Annotated in this window: 15 protein-coding genes; all 15 read left to right on the top strand. The window is 68.0% G+C overall.

Annotated elements, in window-relative coordinates; translation table 11 throughout:
- The first annotated feature begins 58 nt into the window (after positions 1-58).
- The 15 genes from nuoG to BM396_RS19800 all read left to right on the top strand — a co-directional run bounded on the left by nuoG (position 59) and on the right by BM396_RS19800 (position 17,515).
- Complete coding sequence (gene nuoG / locus BM396_RS19870) at positions 59-2,140, top strand: NADH-quinone oxidoreductase subunit NuoG (protein WP_043381902.1); 2,082 nt, start codon at positions 59-61, stop codon at positions 2,138-2,140.
- A 10-nt stretch (positions 2,141-2,150) separates the two neighbouring features.
- Positions 2,151-3,173, top strand: coding sequence for an NADH-quinone oxidoreductase subunit NuoH (gene nuoH / locus BM396_RS19865; RefSeq protein WP_043354215.1), 1,023 nt, complete (start codon positions 2,151-2,153; stop codon positions 3,171-3,173).
- Between the two features lie 28 nt (positions 3,174-3,201).
- Positions 3,202-3,690 carry an NADH-quinone oxidoreductase subunit NuoI gene (gene nuoI / locus BM396_RS19860; RefSeq protein WP_043354217.1) on the top strand — a complete coding sequence of 163 codons (489 nt, stop codon included), beginning with the start codon at positions 3,202-3,204 and terminating at the stop codon, positions 3,688-3,690.
- A 219-nt stretch (positions 3,691-3,909) separates the two neighbouring features.
- Complete coding sequence (locus BM396_RS19855; protein ID WP_043381904.1) at positions 3,910-4,530, top strand: NADH-quinone oxidoreductase subunit J; 621 nt, start codon at positions 3,910-3,912, stop codon at positions 4,528-4,530.
- Positions 4,531-4,552: 22 nt separating this feature from the next.
- Positions 4,553-4,858: an NADH-quinone oxidoreductase subunit NuoK gene (gene nuoK / locus BM396_RS19850; protein ID WP_043351891.1), complete on the top strand. Its 306-nt coding sequence runs from the start codon at positions 4,553-4,555 to the stop codon at positions 4,856-4,858.
- A gap of 82 nt (positions 4,859-4,940) precedes the next feature.
- Complete coding sequence (gene nuoL, locus BM396_RS19845) at positions 4,941-7,049, top strand: NADH-quinone oxidoreductase subunit L (protein ID WP_043381907.1); 2,109 nt, start codon at positions 4,941-4,943, stop codon at positions 7,047-7,049.
- Between the two features lies 1 nt (position 7,050).
- Entirely contained in the window at positions 7,051-8,571 is a 1,521-nt protein-coding gene (locus BM396_RS19840; protein WP_043354224.1) for an NADH-quinone oxidoreductase subunit M, read from the top strand.
- Positions 8,572-8,581: 10 nt separating this feature from the next.
- Entirely contained in the window at positions 8,582-10,027 is a 1,446-nt protein-coding gene (gene nuoN / locus BM396_RS19835) for an NADH-quinone oxidoreductase subunit NuoN (RefSeq protein ID WP_043354226.1), read from the top strand.
- Positions 10,028-10,034: 7 nt separating this feature from the next.
- Positions 10,035-10,838 carry a biotin--[acetyl-CoA-carboxylase] ligase gene (locus tag BM396_RS19830; protein ID WP_043381909.1) on the top strand — a complete coding sequence of 268 codons (804 nt, stop codon included), beginning with the start codon at positions 10,035-10,037 and terminating at the stop codon, positions 10,836-10,838.
- Between the two features lie 16 nt (positions 10,839-10,854).
- A complete protein-coding gene (locus BM396_RS19825; RefSeq protein ID WP_043354241.1) occupies positions 10,855-12,528 on the top strand; it encodes a ribonuclease J in 1,674 nt (557 codons plus the stop codon).
- A 229-nt stretch (positions 12,529-12,757) separates the two neighbouring features.
- The gene (gene mce, locus BM396_RS19820) at positions 12,758-13,162 is read left to right on the top strand and encodes a methylmalonyl-CoA epimerase (RefSeq protein WP_043381911.1); all 405 of its coding nucleotides are present in this window, start codon (positions 12,758-12,760) and stop codon (positions 13,160-13,162) included.
- Positions 13,163-13,167: 5 nt separating this feature from the next.
- A complete protein-coding gene (locus BM396_RS19815) occupies positions 13,168-13,494 on the top strand; it encodes a DUF1467 family protein (RefSeq protein WP_043381913.1) in 327 nt (108 codons plus the stop codon).
- A gap of 657 nt (positions 13,495-14,151) precedes the next feature.
- Positions 14,152-15,477 carry a proline--tRNA ligase gene (gene proS, locus BM396_RS19810; protein WP_043381915.1) on the top strand — a complete coding sequence of 442 codons (1,326 nt, stop codon included), beginning with the start codon at positions 14,152-14,154 and terminating at the stop codon, positions 15,475-15,477.
- 9 nt (positions 15,478-15,486) lie between these two features.
- Complete coding sequence (locus BM396_RS19805) at positions 15,487-16,788, top strand: lipoprotein-releasing ABC transporter permease subunit (RefSeq protein ID WP_043381918.1); 1,302 nt, start codon at positions 15,487-15,489, stop codon at positions 16,786-16,788.
- A 13-nt stretch (positions 16,789-16,801) separates the two neighbouring features.
- On the top strand, positions 16,802-17,515 hold the full coding sequence (locus tag BM396_RS19800) for an ABC transporter ATP-binding protein (protein ID WP_043354253.1): 714 nt from the start codon (positions 16,802-16,804) through the stop codon (positions 17,513-17,515).
- The last annotated feature ends 5 nt before the right edge of the window (positions 17,516-17,520 follow it).

The following is a 17,520-nucleotide window of genomic DNA, read 5'->3' as shown; positions in this document are numbered from 1 at the left end:
ATGAGGGTGCGGGTGGGATCCGGCCTCGTGCGTTTGGGCCAGTTTACGAGACGATCCGATGACAAAAATCCTCGTCGACGGCACCGAGGTTGACGTCCCCGCCGATTACACGCTGCTCCAGGCCTGCGAGGCCGCGGGGGCCGAGATCCCGCGCTTCTGCTTCCACGAGCGCCTGTCGATCGCCGGCAATTGCCGCATGTGCCTCGTCGAGCTGAAGGGCGCGCCCAAGCCCGTGGCCTCCTGCGCCTACGCGGTGAAGGATTGCCGCCCCGGCCCGAACGGCGAGCCGCCGGAGGTGCTGACCCGCTCGCAGGGGACCAAGAAGGCCCGCGAGGGGGTGATGGAGTTCCTCCTCATCAACCACCCCCTCGACTGCCCGATCTGCGACCAGGGCGGCCATTGCGACCTGCAGGACCAGGCGATGGCCTACGGGGTCGATTCGACCCGCTACACGGAGAACAAGCGGGCGGTCGAGGAGAAGCATATCGGCCCGCTGGTGCGGACCGCGATGAACCGCTGCATCCACTGCACCCGCTGCGTGCGCTTCCTCGCCGAGGTGGCGGGCGTGCCCGACCTCGGCGCCATCGGCCGCGGCGAGGACATGGAGATCACGAGCTACCTCGAGCAGTCGATGGCCTCGGAGCTTCAGGGCAACGTCGCCGATCTCTGCCCGGTCGGCGCCCTCGTGCACCGGCCGCAGAGCTACAACGTCCGGCCGTGGGAGCTGAACAAGACCGAGTCGGTCGACGTGATGGACGCGGTCGGCTCGGCGATCCGCATCGACACCCGCGGCCGCGAGGTCATGCAGATCGAGCCGCGGATCAGCGAGGAGATCAACGAGGAGTGGATCTCCGACAAGACCCGCTACCACATCGACGGGCTGCGGATGCAGCGCCTCGACCGGCCGTACCTCCGCGAGAACGGCCGGCTGCGGCCCGCCTCCTGGGGTGAGGCGTTCCAGGCGATCGCCGCCAAGGTGAAGGGGGCGGATCCGAAACGCATCGGCGCCGTGGTCGGCGATCTCGCGGGCATCGAGGAGATGTTCGCGCTCCGCGAGCTGATCAAGAGCCTCGGCTCGCCGAACCTCGATTGCCGCCAGACCGATGCCGGGCTCGACCCGGCGCTCGGCCGCGCCTCCTACATCTTCAACCCGACCATTCCGGGCATCGAGGCGGCGGACGCGATCCTGATCGTCGGCGCCAACCCGCGCACCGAGGCCTCGCTGCTCAACGTCCGCATCCGCAAGCGCTGGCGCATGGCGCCGCTGGCGGTGGGCGTGATCGGGGAGCCGGTCGATCTGACCTATCCGAGCCATTATATCGGCGCCGGGCCGGACTCGCTGGCGGCGCTGTCCCGGGGCGAGCACAGCTTCCTCGACGTCCTCAAGGAGGCCAAGGCGCCGCTCGTCCTCGTCGGCGCCCATGCCGAGCCGGGCGTCCTGGCCGCGGCGGCGTCGCTGGCGAAGTCGATCGGCGCGATCTCGGCCGAGTGGAACGGCTTCGGCGTGCTGCACACGGCCGCTGCCCGCGTCGGCGCGCTCGATCTCGGCTTCGTGCCGGGGGAGGGCGGCCTGACCTTCGCGCAGATGCTGGAGGCGGGCGCGCTGGACGTCCTGTTCAACCTTGGCGCCGACGAGCGCGACGTCGCCCCGGGCGCCTTCGTGATCTACCAGGGCAGCCATGGCGACCGCGGCGCCTCCCGCGCCGACGTGATCCTGCCGGGGGCCGCCTACAGCGAGAAGTCGGCGACCTGGGTGAACACGGAAGGCCGGGTCCAGATGGGCAACCGTGCCGCCTTCCCGCCGGGCGACGCCCGCGAGGACTGGGCGATCCTGCGCGCCCTGTCGGACGTCCTCGGCAAGCGCCTGCCCTTCGATTCGCTCACCGCGCTCCGCCAAGCGCTCTATGCCGCCCACCCGCATTTCGCGGCGATCGGCGCCGTGGAGCCGGGCGACGTCGTGGAGGCGGCGGAGAAGCTGATCCGTCTCGGCGGCGCGACCGGCGGGCCGGCCTTCGCTTCGCCCGTGACCGACTTCTACCTCACCAACCCGATCGCCCGCGCCTCGCGGATCCTCGCCGAGTGCTCGCGCCTTGCCCGGGAGCGCGCCGCAGAGGCGCAGCCCCTCGCGGCGGCCGAGTAGGAGCCCACCGATGACGTCGCTCGAAATCCTCGGGACCGTGCTCCTGATCGTGCTGAAGAGCTTCGTGCTGCTCTCGGCGCTCCTCGTCTTCATCGCCTATGCGCTGCTCGCCGACCGGAAGATCTGGGCGGCGGTGCAGCTTCGGCGCGGGCCGAACGTGGTCGGACCCTTCGGACTGTTTCAGTCCTTCGCCGACCTGATCAAGTTCGTGCTCAAGGAGCCGGTGATCCCGGCCGGGGCCAACAAGGCGATCTACCTGCTGGCGCCGCTGGTCTTCGCGATGCTCGCCCTGTCGAGCTGGGCGGTGATTCCGCTCGCCGACGGCTGGGCGATCGCCGACATCAATGTCGGCATCACCTACATCTTCGCGATCTCGTCGCTCGGGGTCTACGGCGTCATCATGGGCGGCTGGGCGTCGAACTCGAAATACGCCTTCCTCGGGGCGCTCCGCTCGGCGGCGCAGATGATCTCCTACGAGGTCTCCCTCGGCTTCGTGATCATCTGCGTGCTGCTCTGCGCCGGCTCGCTCAACCTCTCCCGCATCGTGATGGCGCAGGACACGAGCCTCGGGATCTTCGGCTGGTACTGGCTGTGGCTGTTCCCGATGTTCGTGGTGTTCTTCATCTCGGCGCTCGCCGAGACGAACCGCCCGCCCTTCGACCTGCCGGAGGCCGAATCGGAACTCGTGGCCGGCTACATGGTCGAGTATTCCTCGACCCCGTACCTGCTGTTCATGCTGGGCGAGTACGTCGCCATCATGAGCATGTGCGCGCTCGGAACCATCCTGTTCCTGGGCGGCTGGCTCTCGCCGATCCCCTTCGCGCCCTTCACCTGGGTTCCCGGGGTGATCTGGTTCGTCCTGAAGGCGAGCTTCCTGTTCTTTCTGTTCGCGATGGTGAAATCCATCGTCCCCCGCTACCGCTACGATCAGCTCATGCGCCTCGGCTGGAAGGTCTTCCTGCCGATCTCGCTGGTCTCGGTCGTCGTCGTCGCCTTCGTGCTCAAGCTGACCGGCCTCGCGCCGGGCGCCTGAGCCCACCCGTCGAATCGGAGATCCGGGCATGAAGCTCGATCAGGTCGCCAAGAGCCTTCTGTTGAAAGAGTTCGTGTCGGGGATGGTCCTCGGCATGCGCTACTTCTTCAAGCCGAAGGCCACGATCAACTACCCCTTCGAGATGGGCCATCGCGGCCCGCGCTTCCGGGGTGAGCATGCCCTACGCCGCTATCCCAACGGCGAGGAGCGCTGCATCGCCTGCAAGCTCTGCGAGGCGATCTGCCCGGCGCAGGCCATCACCATCGAGGCGGGCCCCCGCCGGAACGACGGCACCCGCCGCACGACGCGCTACGACATCGACATGGTGAAGTGCATCTATTGCGGCATGTGCCAGGAGGCCTGCCCGGTGGATGCGATCGTCGAGGGGCCGAATTTCGAGTTCTCGGTCGAGACCCGTGAGGAACTGCTCTACGACAAGCAGAAGCTCCTGCTGAACGGTGACCGTTGGGAACGCGAGATCGCCCGCAACATCGCGATGGACGCACCGTATCGCTGACGCATCGTCCCGAAAGGCGGCCACCTGCTTTCGGAAGAAGGCGGCGCGTTGCAAGGGGATGGCGCATCGTCCCGGTCCCGTTGTCCATGACGATGCGCGAGACATGACGGAGGCGCTGTTGTGCCCCCGCCGACCGGGTTCTATAGACGGGCCGCCCGCTGCGGACCGTTTCAACGCACGGCAGAAGGGGCCGCTCCGGCGGCCGATCCCGATCAGCGCATGACCGCAGCAGCCGCCTTCTTCTACCTGTTCGCGAGCGTCACGGTCGCGTCGGGCTTCATGGTGATCGCCTCGCGCAATCCCGTAGCCTCGGTGCTGTTCCTGATCCTCGCCTTCGTGAACGCCGCCGGGCTGTTCGTCCTGATGGGCGCCGAGTTCCTCGCGATGATCCTCGTGGTCGTCTACGTGGGCGCGGTGGCGGTGCTGTTCCTGTTCGTGGTGATGATGCTCGACGTCGATTTCGCCGAGCTGCGCCAGGGCTTCCAGCAATACCTGCCGATCGGCGGCCTGATCGGGGCGATCTTCCTCGTGGAGCTGTTGCTGGTGGTGGGCTCCTGGAGCATCGATCCGGGCCTCGTCCAGGCGCCCCTCGGCAACGTCGCGTCGGCCGAGAACCTCACCAACGCCCAGGCGCTCGGCCGGGTGCTGTACACCGACTACGCCTACTTCTTTCAGCTCGCCGGCCTGATCCTGCTGGTGGCGATGATCGGCGCCATCGTGCTGACGCTCCGCGACCGGCCGGGCGTGAAGCGCCAGGACATCTCGGTCCAGAACGCCCGCACCCAGGCCATGGCGGTGGAGACCCGCAAGGTCCCGTCGCGCCAGGGTGTCGAGGTCTGATGTCCGCCGGAGGTTTCGAACGATGATCGGCCTGAGCCACTACCTCACCGTCGCGGCGATCCTGTTCACGCTCGGCGTGCTCGGCATCTTCATCAACCGCAAGAACATCATCGTCATCCTGATGTCGATCGAGCTGATCCTGCTCTCGGTCAACATCAACCTCGTCGCCTTCTCGACGCAGCTCAACGACATCACCGGACAGGTCTTCGCCCTGTTCGTGCTGACCGTGGCGGCCGCCGAATCGGCGATCGGCCTCGCCATCCTCGTGGTGTTCTTCCGCAACCGCGGGTCGATCGCGGTGGAAGACGTCAGCATGATGAAGGGCTAGGGCCTTCTTCTTCGCGCGCCCCGAGTGACATCCGGACGCCGCCGCCCCGCGGTCGGCCCGGAGGACGGACTGCAAGAGAGCGATGTATCACGCGATCGTCTTCTTCCCGCTCATCGGCTTCCTGATCGCCGGCCTGTTCGGCCGGTACATCGGGGCGCGGGCCTGTGAGTACATCACCACGTCCTTCCTCGCCTTCACGGCGCTGATCGCCTGGGGCGTGTTCATCGACGGCGGTCCGGCCGAGCGCGTGCAGGTCGCCTCCTGGTTCGCGGCCGGCGACCTCCAGGTCGACTGGGCCTTCAAGGTCGACACCCTGACGCGGGTGATGCTGGTGGTGGTCACCACCGTCTCGACCCTCGTGCATCTCTACTCCGTGGGCTACATGGAGGAGGACCCGCACCGGCCGCGCTTCTTCGCCTACCTGTCGCTGTTCACCTTCGCCATGCTGATGCTGGTGACGGCCGACAACCTCGTGCAGATGTTCTTCGGCTGGGAGGGCGTGGGCCTGGCCTCCTACCTGCTGATCGGCTTCTGGTACGAGAAGCCCTCGGCCAACGCCGCTGCCATGAAGGCGTTCATCGTCAACCGCGTCGGCGATTTCGGCTTCTCGCTGGGCATCTTCCTGACCTTCGTCCTCACCGGCTCGGTGGCGTTCGACGCGATCTTCGACAAGGTCGACGCGATCAAGACGCTCTCCTTCCACTTCCTCGGCTACGACTGGAACGCCCTGACGCTCGCCTGCCTGCTCCTGTTCATGGGCGCCATGGGCAAGTCGGCGCAGTTCCTGCTCCACACGTGGCTGCCCGACGCCATGGAGGGCCCGACCCCGGTCTCGGCGCTGATCCATGCCGCCACCATGGTCACCGCCGGCGTCTTCATGGTCGCCCGCCTGTCGCCGCTCTTCGAGGAAGCGCCGAACGCGCTCATCGTCGTGACGGTGATCGGCGGCATCACGGCGTTCTTCGCGGCGACGATCGGCCTCGTGCAGAACGACATCAAGCGGGTGATCGCCTACTCGACCTGCTCGCAGCTCGGCTACATGTTCGTGGCGCTCGGCGTCGGCGCCTATTCGGCCGGCGTGTTCCACCTGTTCACCCACGCCTTCTTCAAGGCGCTGCTGTTCCTCGGGGCCGGCTCGGTCATCCACGCGATGCACCACGAGCAGGACATGCGGAACATGGGCGGCCTGCGCCGTTACATCCCCTATACCAGCGCCATGATGGCGATCGGCTCCCTCGCGCTGATCGGCTTCCCCTACACGGCCGGCTACTACTCGAAGGACGCGATCATCGAGGCCGCCTACGCCTCGACCCGGCCGGGCCACACGCTCGCCTTCCTGTGCGTCGTGGTGGCGGCGTTCTTCACCTCGTTCTACTCCTGGCGCCTGTTCTTCATGACATTCGAGGGACCGGCCCGCTGGGGTGCGCATGCCGCGCACGACCATCACGACGCTCCCGCGGTGGCGCATTCCACCCTGGCGCACGAGGCCGACGGCCTGCCCGGTCACACCGAGGGCGCGGCCCACGACGACCACGGCCACGACATCGAGCCGGCCCACAGGAGCGACCTCGTCGCCGACGACCATCACGGGCACGGCCACCACGGTGACCACACGCCCCACGAGAGCCCGCTGGTGATGACGATCCCGCTGGCGATCCTCGCCTTCGGCGCGCTGTTCGCCGGGATCATCTTCCACGACCGCTTCATCGGCGAGGGGATGGACGCGTTCTGGGGCCACGCCCTGGCGCATGGGCCGAACAACCACATCATGCACGAGATCCACGAGGTCCCGGCGCTGGTCTCCTACTCCCCGTTGATCATGCTGATCCTCGGCTTCGTCCTGGCCTACTGGATGTACATCCGCCGGCCGGAGCTGCCCGGCGAGCTCGCCGCGCAGCAGCCGTCGCTGTACCGGTTCCTGCTCAACAAGTGGTACTTCGACGAGATCTACGACCGGATCTTCGTCCGCCCGGCCAAGGATTTCGGCCTGTTCCTCTGGAAGCAGGGCGACGGTCGGATCATCGACGGCCTCGGGCCGAACGGCATCGCGGCGCGCGTCGTGGACGTGACCCGCGGCGTGGTCCGGCTCCAGACCGGCTACGTCTACCACTACGCCTTCGTGATGCTCATCGGCGTCGCCGGCCTGATCAGCTGGTACCTGATGTCCGGCCTGCCCAAGGGGGCTCACTGACATGCTCGGCCTCGGCATCCTCTCCGGCCTGCTGATCGTCCCGCTCTGCGGCGCGGCCTTCATCCTGACGCTGAACGGCGACGAGGAATCGGTCGCGCGCAACAGCCGCTGGGCCGCCCTCGCGACGACAATCGTCACCTTCCTGCTCTCCCTGGTGGCCTGGAACCGCTACGACGCCGCCTCGTCGAGCTTCCAGCTGGTGGAGAGCCACGCGTGGCTCACCGAGACGATCCGGTTCAAGCTCGGCGTCGACGGCTTCTCGATGCCGCTGATCCTCCTGACCACCTTCCTGATGCCGTTCTGCATCGGCGCGTCGTGGCACTCGATCCACTTCCGGGTGAAGGAGTACTTCGTCGCCTTCCTCGTCCTCGAGACGACGATGATCGGCGTGTTCGCCTCTCTCGACCTGCTGCTGTTCTACCTGTTCTTCGAGGCCGGCCTGATCCCGATGTTCCTGATCATCGGCATCTGGGGCGGCGCGCGCCGGATCTACGCGAGCTTCAAGTTCTTCCTCTACACCCTGCTCGGCTCGGTGCTGATGCTGCTGGCCGTGATGGCGATGTACTGGCAGGCCGGCACCACCGACATCCCGACCCTGCTGCAGTACCGCTTCCCGGTGCAGATGCAGACATGGCTGTGGCTCGCCTTCTTCGCCTCCTTCGCGGTGAAGATGCCGATGTGGCCGGTCCATACCTGGCTGCCCGACGCCCACGTGGAGGCGCCCACGGCCGGCTCGGTGATCCTGGCCGGCATCCTCCTGAAGATGGGCGGCTACGGCTTCATCCGGATCTCCCTCCCGATGCTGCCGGTGGCGAGCCACGACTTCGCGCCCTTCGTCTTCGCCCTGTCGGTGATCGCGATCATCTTCACGTCGCTCACCGCGATGATGCAGACCGACATCAAGAAGCTGATCGCCTACTCGTCGGTGGCGCATATGGGCTTCGTGACGCTCGGCCTGTTCACCCTGAACGAGCAGGGCATCCAGGGCGCGCTGTTCCTGATGATCTCGCACGGCATAGTGTCGGGGGCGCTCTTCCTCTGCGTCGGCGTGGTCTACGACCGGATGCACACCCGCGAGATCGCCGCCTATGGCGGCCTCGTGAAGCGGATGCCGCTCTACGCGGTGGCCATGCTGATCTTCACCATGGCCAATGTCGGCCTGCCCGGCACCTCCGGCTTCGTGGGCGAGTTCCTGGCGATGCTCGGCGCCTTCAAGGCGAACCCGAATGTGGCCTTCTTCTCGACCTTCGGCATCATCCTGTCGGCGGCCTATGCCCTGTGGCTCTACGCCCGGGTGGTCTACGGCAAGCTGGAGAAGCCCAACCTCCAGGGCATCCTGGATCTGGATACCCGCGAAAAGATCATCCTGGCGCCGCTGGTGGTGCTGACGATCTACTATGGGGTGCACCCGGCTCCCGTGCTCGACGTGTTCGCGCCCTCCACGGATGCGCTGATGGCGAGCATGAAGGCCGCCCTCTCGAACACCCAGACGGCCGCCGCGGCGCTGCCGATCCCGCGCTGAGGCGGACACCATGACAACCGTCCACTCCGTCCTGCCCTCCCTGGCGCCGCTCCTGCCCGAGCTGATCCTCGGCGTCGGCGTCATGGTCCTGATCCTCTACGGCGCCTGGCGCGGCGAACGCTCCGCCGAGACCGTGAGCATCGGCGCCCTGGTCCTGCTCCTCGTCGCCCTGTCGGTGGTGATCTCCCAGCCGGCCCAAGGTCGGGTGACCACCCTGTCGGGCGCGTTCGTGTCGGATGCCTTCTCCAAGGTGATGAAGTCGCTGGTGCTGCTCGGCTCCTCGGCGACGATCCTGCTGGCGCACGACTTCTTCAAGCGCGAGCGCATCGACCGGTTCGAGTTCCCCGTGCTGATCGTGCTCTGCACCATCGGCATGATGGTGATGGTCTCGGCCAACGACCTGATCGCGCTGTATCTCGGCCTCGAGCTTCAGTCGCTCGCCGCCTACGTGATCGCCGCCTTCCACCGGGACGACGTCAAGTCCACCGAGGCCGGCCTCAAGTACTTCGTGCTCGGCGCGCTCTCCTCCGGCATGTTGCTCTACGGTGCCTCGCTGGTCTACGGCTTCACCGGCACCGTCTCGTTCCCCGGCATCGTCTCGGCGCTCACCGAGAATGCCGGCTTCGGCATCGTGCTGGGTATCGTGTTCCTGGCGGCCGGCGTGTGCTTCAAGCTGGCGGCCGTGCCGTTCCACATGTGGACGCCCGACGTCTACGAGGGCTCGCCGACCCCGGTGACGGCCTTCTTCGCCTCGGCGCCCAAGATGGCCGCCGTGGCGATGACCGTGCGGGTCTTCATCGGCGCCATGCCGGACGTGACGGCGATCTGGCAGCAGATCTTCATCTTCGTCTCGATCGCGTCGATGGCGCTCGGCTCCTTCGCGGCCATCGGCCAGACTTCGATCAAGCGCCTGATGGCCTACTCGTCGATCGCCAATATCGGCTACGCGCTGATCGGGCTCGCCTCCGGCTCGGAGGAGGGGATCAGCGGGCTCGTCATCTACATGATCATCTACCTCGCGATGACCCTCGGCACCTTCGCGATCATCCTGTCGCTCCGGCGCAGGGAGGTGATGTTCGAGAAGATCGACGATCTGTCCGGTCTGTCGCGGACGCATCCGTGGCTGGCCTTCTGCCTCGCCGCGATGATGTTCTCGCTGGCCGGCATCCCGCCGCTGGCCGGGTTCTTCGCGAAGTTCTACGTCTTCGCCGCCGCGATCAAGGCGGGCCTTGTCACTCTGGCGGTGATCGGCGTCGTCACCAGCGTCGTCGGCGCCTACTACTACCTGCGGCTGGTCAAGATCATGTATTTCGATGAGCCCCGGGAGCCCTACGAGACGATGGCGCCGGGCCTGCGCGTGGTGCTCGCCCTCTCGAGCGTCGTGGTGGTGCTGTTCTTCCTCCTGCCCGGGCCGCTGGTCGGCGCCGCAGGCCGGGCCGCCCGGTCTCTGTTCTAGGACAGCCTTGCCCTACCGACTGGGGTCCGCGGCGCGCGCCGAGGGCCATCGCCTGCATGTCCACGAGACCCTCGGCTCCACCAACACGGAGGCGATGGCTCAGGCGCGCGCGGGCGAGACCGGCCCCCTCTGGGTGGTGACCCACCGTCAGGAGGCGGGCCGCGGCCGTCGCGGCAACAGCTGGGCCTCGCTGCCGGGCAACCTCGCGGCGAGCGTGCTGTGGCCCATCGCCGGGGTAGCGCCAGACCACCTCGCCGAACTCGGCTTCGTGGCCGGCCTCGCGCTGATCGAGGCGCTGGAGGCGACCTGCGGCACCCTGCCGGATACCGGATCCGGCAGCGCCGCCCGATCTCTGCAGCTCAAGTGGCCGAACGACGTCCTGCTCGGTGGCGCCAAGCTCGCCGGCCTGCTTCTGGAGGCCGAGACGCTGCCGGGCGGCCGGCGCACCGCGGTGATCGGCTTCGGCGTCAACGTCGCGGCGGCCCCGGACGGGCTCGCCGCAATGAGCTTGGCGGCGGCGGGTTACGCCGGGGGCGCCGAGGCGCTACTGGAACATCTCTCGGACCGGATGGCCGCGCAGGCGCGCGCCTGGGACCGGGGACGGAATTTCGCTGACCTGCGCGCGGCTTGGCTCGCGCGGGCCGCGGGTCTCGGAACCGAGATCGCGGTGCGCAGCGGCGGGCACATCCTGCGGGGCGTGTTCGAGACGATCGACGAGGGGGGGCGGCTCGTGATCCTCGCCCCCGATGGGAATCGGCATACCGTGACGGCGGGCGAGGTGCATTTCGGAACGGCCGCGACGGCGGCCTGAGTTTGGACGACGACAGATGGCAATGGGACAGGAGGAGCTGGTCTTCCTGCCGCTCGGCGGCGTGGGCGAGATCGGAATGAATGCGGCGCTCTACGGGTTCGGCCCGGAGAAGGGCCGGAAATGGATCATGGTCGATTGCGGCATGGGCTTCGCCGGCGAGGAGCAGATGCCGGGAGTGGACCTGATGTTCCCCGACCTCTCCTTCATCGAGGAGCGGCGCAAGGACCTGCTGGGGATCTTCATCACCCACGCGCACGAGGACCATATCGGGGCGATCTCGGAGCTGTGGCCCCGGCTCAAGGTCCCGGTCTACGCGACCCGTTTCGCCAAGAACCTGCTGGAGACCCGGCGCCTCTCCGAGCCCGGCGCCCCGAAGGTCGAGCTGCGTGAGGTCAAGCCCGGCCGGCGTGTGACCGTCGGACCGTTCGAGCTCGAGTATGTGCCGGTCTCGCACTCGATCCCGGAATCGAACGCCATCGCGATCCGCACCGCCGCGGGCCTCGTGCTCCACACCGGCGACTGGAAGATCGACCCGACCCCGGTGGCCGGCTCGGTCACCTCGCCGGAGGCGTTCACGGCGCTCGGCGACGAGGGTATCCTCGCCATCGTCTGCGACTCGACCAACGTCGTGCGCGAGGGCTTCTCGCCCAGCGAGAAGACCGTGGCCGAGACCCTCAAGACGCTGATCGCGGACGCCCCCCACCGGGTCGCGGTGACCACCTTCGCGTCGAACGTCGCCCGCATCCGCGCGGTCGCCGAAGCCGCCGTCGCCTGCGGCCGCGAGGTCATCGCAGTCGGCCGCGCCATGGACCGGGTGATCGATGTGGCCCGCGAATGCGGCTACCTCGACGGCCTGCCGGAATTCCGCCGCGCCGATTCCTGGAAGAGCCTGCCGCGGGAGCGGGTCGTGGCCCTGCTCACCGGATCGCAGGGCGAGCCGCGGGCGGCGTTGGCCCGGGTCTCCCGCCGGGACCATCCGGATATCAGCCTCACCGCCGGTGATCAGGTGATCTTCTCCTCGCGCGCCATTCCCGGCAACGAGCGCGATGTCGGATCGATCATCAACGACCTGATCGAGCAGGGCGTCGAGGTGATCACCGACCGCACCGACCTCGTCCACGTCTCCGGCCACCCGCGCCGGGACGAGATGGTCGAGATGTACAAGTGGACCCGTCCCGGCACGGCGATCCCGGTCCACGGCGAGGCCCTGCACCTCGACGAGCATGCCCGCTTCGCCAGGGCGCAGGGCGTGCAGAACGTGGTCAAGGCCCGCAACGGCAGCCTGATCCGCCTGAGCCCCGGCACGCCGGCGGTGGTCGACCACGTGAAGGCCGGCCGGCTGTTCAAGGACGGCGACGTCCTGATCGACGAGAAGGACCGGGCGATCCCGGAACGGCGCAAGCTCATGCAGGCCGGCCTGGTCTCGGTGGCGATCGCCATCGACGAGGACGGCGTGGTTCTCGGCGAGCCGGCGGTGGACATCATCGGCCTGCCGAACCGCGGCCGGTCCGGCGAGCCGTTGATCGAAACGGTCGTGGATGCGGTCTCCCGCACCCTGTCGGGGATGTCGCGGGGCAAGCTCAAGGACTCGGAGAGCGTCGAGAAGACGGTCGACCGGGCGGTGCGCACCGCGGTCAACGAGGTCTGGGGCAAGAAGCCCGCCTGCCACGTGCAGGTGGTCGAAGTTTAAGCTACGACGACAGACGAACGGACCACGGCAGGTCCGGTCCAGACCCTCATCCTGAGACCCCTGCACAGGGGGTCTCAGGGGCGCCCTCCAGCGGGACGCGCGATCCTTGGCGCGTTCCTCGGGGCGTTCCTTGGCGGGCGCCTTCGCGGCGGCTCGCGCAGGCCCGAGGATGAGGGTGCGCCTGGAAGCAGCGGCCTGCCGATCGGTACGCGAACGGGGAGGAAGCAACATGATCGGCCGTCTCAATCACGTGGCCATCGCCGTACAGGATCTCGACGCCGCCTGCGCGGTCTATCGCGACACGCTCGGCGCCACGATCACCCCGCCGCTCCCGCAGCCGGAGCACGGTGTCACGGTCGTGTTCGTCGAGTTGCCGAACAGCAAGATCGAGCTGATGTCCCCCCTCGGGGAGGGCTCGCCGATCGAAGCCTTCGTGGCCCGCAACCCGGGCGGTGGAATCCACCACGTCTGCTACGAGGTCGACGACATCCTGGCCGCCCGCGACAAGCTCAAGGCCCAGGGCGCCCGGGTCCTCGGCACCGGCGAGCCGCGGATCGGAGCCCACGGCAAGCCGGTCCTGTTCCTTCACCCCAAGGACTTCCTGGGAACCCTGGTCGAGCTGGAGCAGGTGTGAGCCGGATGATGCACAGCCTGGCCCGCTCGACGCCGGTGACCCTGGCGGTGATCACCGTGCTGATCGCCGCCTTCGTGGCCGCGGCGGTGAGCCTGTTCAAGCTGACGGTGGGCGGCGCGATCGCCCTTTACTTCGTGGTCTGGTGGACGCTGCTCTTCGCGGTCCTGCCCCTGCGCAACCAGCCCGAGACGCGGCCCACCCACGTGGTCCCGGGCCAGGATCCCGGCGCTCCGGCGGCGCCGCGGCTGCGCGAGAAGGCCATCTGGACGACGCTGGTCGCAGGGGCCGCTTTCCTGATCGCCCTGGCGGTGTTCCCCCTGGCCGGGCTGTAGGACGGCTCAGGCCGGGGGTTTCTCCGAGCTCGCGGTAAGACAGGCCCATGCCCGGGCTCACGCCTCCGGGCGATGCGTGCGGGACGTCATCGGAGGGATAGGCCCGCCGCACGCAGCGGTCTGACGGCGACCATTTGTCTCCCGGGGGTCGAAGGGTCGGGACCCGCCCGGCTCTCGGTGCTGAACGGGTCGCCTCCGGCGGCCTTCAGCGCTGTCCCTCGACAAGCGCCCGGTGGACGGGGCAACGCACCCCGCCGCCAAGAATAAAAAAAGCAAGGCCCGAGGCCTTGCTTTCAAGCTTCAATGGCTCGACCTTTGAATATCCCACGCATTGGCTGCGGAGCGGTCGCTTTTCCTCCCGAGACTCGGACCTTGCGCCACCTCTTCCGGGCGTCGCAAACATCGCCGGACGCTTATAGGAACAACAATTCGTGTTGTCACCGGGTCTGCGAGAAAAATCTGCGCTTTCTTGCCGGCAAATGGGCATACCGCTTTCCGCCTAGGCAGCGGCCCAACCGCGGCCGGGCCGCCGCCTCCGGTTCGCCGCGATTACGCCCCGCCGTGGTCGCGCAGTGCTTGTAATTTGTGTCTCCGGCGTGTTGTGTGCCGGCGCGCCGCGGCTCCTCCCGGCCGATCCTCTTCCAAGACTCTGACGACATGCGTCTCTCCCGCTATTTCATGCCGACCTTGCGCGAGACGCCCAAGGAAGCCGAGATCGTCTCGCATCGGCTGATGCTGCGCGCCGGCCTGGTGCGTCAGGAGTCGGCCGGCATCTACGCGTGGCTGCCGCTCGGCCTGCGGGTGCTGGAGCGGGTCTGCGCGGTGATCCGGCGGGAGCAGGACCGTTCCGGCGCCATCGAGATCCTGATGCCGACGGTGCAATCCGCCGAGCTGTGGCGGGAATCCGGCCGCTACGACGCCTACGGCAAGGAGATGCTGCGCCTGAAGGACCGGCACGAGCGCGAGATGCTCTACGGCCCCACCGCCGAGGAGATGGTCACCGAGATCTTCCGGGCGAGCGTGCGCTCCTACAAGGACCTGCCCAAGAACCTCTACCAGATCTCGTGGAAGTTCCGCGACGAGGTGCGGCCGCGCTTCGGCACGATGCGCTCCCGCGAGTTCCTGATGAAGGACGCCTACTCGTTCGATTTCGACCAGGCCGGCGCCCGCCACGCCTACAACCGGATGTTCGTCGCCTACCTGCGCACCTTCGCCGGGCTCGGCCTCAAGGCGATCCCGATGCGCGCCGATACCGGCCCCATCGGCGGCGACCTGTCCCACGAGTTCATCATCCTGGCCAAGACCGGCGAGAGCGAGGTCTTCTGCGACAAGGCCTATCTCGACTTCGACATCCCGCCGGAGACCGTGGATTTCGACGACGTCGCCGCCCTCCAGGGCATCGTCGATGCCTGGACCTCGCACTACGCGGCCACCGAGGAGATGCACGAGCCGGAGGCCTTTGCGGAGGTTGCGGAGGACAGCCGCCTCGCGGCACGCGGCATCGAGGTCGGGCACATCTTCTATTTCGGCACCAAGTATTCCGAGCCGATGGGCGCCAAGGTCGCCGGGCCGGACGGGATCGAGCGGCCGGTCCATATGGGCTCCTACGGCATCGGTCCGAGCCGGCTGGTAGCGGCGATCATCGAGGCGAGCCACGACGAGGCCGGCATCATCTGGCCGGACTCGGTCGCGCCGTTCGACGTGGCCCTGATCAATCTGAAGGTCGGCGATGCCGGCACCGATGCCGCCTGCGCGCAGATCCAGTCGGATCTCGAGACCGCCGGCCTGTCGGTGCTCTACGACGACCGCGACGAGCGCCCCGGCGCCAAGTTTGCCACCGCGGACCTGATCGGCCTGCCCTGGCAGGTGATCGTCGGGCCGAAGGGCTTGGCGGAGGGCAAGGTCGAGCTGAAGCGGCGTGCCGGGGGCGAGCGCGAGAGCCTCGCCATCGTCGATCTGCTGGCACGCATCCGGCGCGTCTGAGGCGTGCCGATGGCGGCATCAGCGGCGCTGGACCGGGTCAGGACCTTCGCGGCGTCGTTCCGTGCGGGCACCACTGCCCCGTTCGCACCGTTCGAGTGGATCCTCGCCGGCCGCTACCTGCGCGCCCGCCGACGGGGCGGCGGCGTCTCGGTGGTGGCGTTCTTCTCGGTGCTGGGCATCGCGCTGGGTGTCGCCACGCTGATCATCGTCCTGTCGGTGATGAACGGCTTCCGGGCGGAGCTGCTCTCGAAGATCGTGGGCATCAACGGTCACCTGTTCGCCACCCCGATCGACCGGCCGTTCAACGATTGGACCGACCTGTCGGAGCGCCTGTCGAAGGTCGCGGGCGTGCGCGCCGCGGTGCCGCTGGTGGAGGGCCAGGCCTTCGCGTCGTCGCAATATGGCGGCTCCGGCGTGATCATCCGCGGCGTGCGGGCCGCCGACCTCGACGCCCTGGCGGCGGTATCCTCGGCGATCCGCGGGGGCACCCTGGAGGGCTTCGACGACGGCACGGGCGTGCTGATCGGCCGGCGGCTCGCCGACACCCTCGGCCTGCAGGCCGGAGATACGATCACGCTGGTGACGCCCAAGGGCTCGTCGACCCCCTTCGGAACGGCGCCGCGGACCAAGAGCTACACGGTCAAGGCGGTGTTCGAGGTCGGCATGACCGAGTTCGACCAGACCTTCGTGTTCATGCCCCTGGCCGAGGCGCAGGCGTTCTTCAACAGGGACGGCGACGTCAGCATGATCGAGATCTATGTCGACGATCCCGATCATGTCGGCGACATGCGCGAGCCCCTGGAGATGGCGGCCGAGCGCCCGATCCTGCTCACCGACTGGCGCCAGCGCAACCGGACCTTCTTCGGGGCGCTGGAGGTGGAGCGGAACGTGATGTTCCTGATCCTCAGCCTGATCGTCGTGGTGGCGACGCTCAACATCGTCTCCGGCCTGATCCTGCTGGTGCGCGACAAGTCGAGCGACATCGCGATCCTGCGCACCATGGGGGCGACGCCCGGCACGATCATGCGGGTGTTCCTCATCAACGGCGCCCTGATCGGCGTCGTCGGAACGCTGAGCGGGCTGGCGCTGGGCGTCCTGATCACCCTGAACATCAAGCCGATCCAGCACGTGCTGTTTCCCGGCGCCTGGGATCCGACCGTGCGATTCCTCGCCGAGATCCCGGCCCAGATGAATCCGAAGGAGATCACCGCCGTGGTGATCACGTCCCTGCTGCTGTCGCTCGCGGCGACGCTGTATCCCTCCTGGCGCGCCGCCCGGCTCGATCCGGTGCAGGCCCTCCGCTACGGCTGACGGGCCGCATCCGATGAGCGAGTCGAGCCAGACAACCGGCGACCAGCCGGTCCCGGCCCTGTTCTTTTCCCGCGTCGAGCGGCGCTATCCCCAGGCCGAAGGTGCCCTGGAGATCCTGCGCGGGGCTGACCTCGCGATCTGGCCGGGGGAACTGGTGGCGCTGGTGGCGCCGTCGGGCGCCGGCAAATCGACCCTGCTGCATCTGGCCGGCCTTCTGGAGCGGCCGGATGGGGGCGAGATCTTTATCGGCGGCCATCCCACCGCGGCGATGGCCGATGCCGAGCGCACCCGTCTGCGGCGCGAGGAGATGGGCTTCGTCTACCAGTTCCATCATCTCCTGCCGGAATTCTCCGCCCTGGAGAACGTGGTGATGCCGCAGCTCATCCGCGGTCTGAAGGGTCCGGAGGCGAAGGCCCGCGCCACGGAACTCCTGAGCTTCCTGGGCCTCAAGGAACGGCTCCCGCACCGCCCGGCCGAGCTGTCGGGCGGCGAGCAGCAGCGCGTCGCCATCGCGCGGGCGGTGGCCAACGGCCCGCGCCTCCTGCTGGCCGACGAGCCCACCGGCAATCTCGACCCCGGGACGGCAGGCCATGTCTTCTCGGTCCTGATGGCGCTGGTCCGCGCCTCGGGCCTCGCCGCTCTGGTCGCAACCCACAACCTCGAGCTGGCCGCCCGGATGGACCGGCGGGTGACCATCCGCGACGGGCTGATCACGCAGCTCGACTGAGTCCG

This window comes from Methylobacterium sp. UNCCL125 (assembly GCF_900116795.1).
In the GTDB taxonomy this organism is placed as follows: Bacteria; Pseudomonadota; Alphaproteobacteria; order Rhizobiales; family Beijerinckiaceae; genus Methylobacterium; species Methylobacterium fujisawaense.
Note: the sequence above shows the minus strand (reverse complement) of the source record. Positions and strands in the feature narration are given on the sequence as shown.

Bases quoted from the DNA above. Each gene is read 5' to 3' on its own strand.
- nuoG (WP_043381902.1), top strand. From the start codon at position 59: ATGACAAAAATCCTCGTCGACGGCACCGAGGTTGACGTCCCCGCCGAT.
- nuoH (WP_043354215.1), top strand. From the start codon at position 2,151: ATGACGTCGCTCGAAATCCTCGGGACCGTGCTCCTGATCGTGCTGAAG.
- nuoI (WP_043354217.1), top strand. From the start codon at position 3,202: ATGAAGCTCGATCAGGTCGCCAAGAGCCTTCTGTTGAAAGAGTTCGTG.
- BM396_RS19855 (WP_043381904.1), top strand. From the start codon at position 3,910: ATGACCGCAGCAGCCGCCTTCTTCTACCTGTTCGCGAGCGTCACGGTC.
- nuoK (WP_043351891.1), top strand. From the start codon at position 4,553: ATGATCGGCCTGAGCCACTACCTCACCGTCGCGGCGATCCTGTTCACG.
- nuoL (WP_043381907.1), top strand. From the start codon at position 4,941: ATGTATCACGCGATCGTCTTCTTCCCGCTCATCGGCTTCCTGATCGCC.
- BM396_RS19840 (WP_043354224.1), top strand. From the start codon at position 7,051: ATGCTCGGCCTCGGCATCCTCTCCGGCCTGCTGATCGTCCCGCTCTGC.
- nuoN (WP_043354226.1), top strand. From the start codon at position 8,582: ATGACAACCGTCCACTCCGTCCTGCCCTCCCTGGCGCCGCTCCTGCCC.
- BM396_RS19825 (WP_043354241.1), top strand. From the start codon at position 10,855: ATGGCAATGGGACAGGAGGAGCTGGTCTTCCTGCCGCTCGGCGGCGTG.
- mce (WP_043381911.1), top strand. From the start codon at position 12,758: ATGATCGGCCGTCTCAATCACGTGGCCATCGCCGTACAGGATCTCGAC.
- BM396_RS19815 (WP_043381913.1), top strand. From the start codon at position 13,168: ATGATGCACAGCCTGGCCCGCTCGACGCCGGTGACCCTGGCGGTGATC.
- proS (WP_043381915.1), top strand. From the start codon at position 14,152: ATGCGTCTCTCCCGCTATTTCATGCCGACCTTGCGCGAGACGCCCAAG.
- BM396_RS19805 (WP_043381918.1), top strand. From the start codon at position 15,487: ATGGCGGCATCAGCGGCGCTGGACCGGGTCAGGACCTTCGCGGCGTCG.
- BM396_RS19800 (WP_043354253.1), top strand. From the start codon at position 16,802: ATGAGCGAGTCGAGCCAGACAACCGGCGACCAGCCGGTCCCGGCCCTG.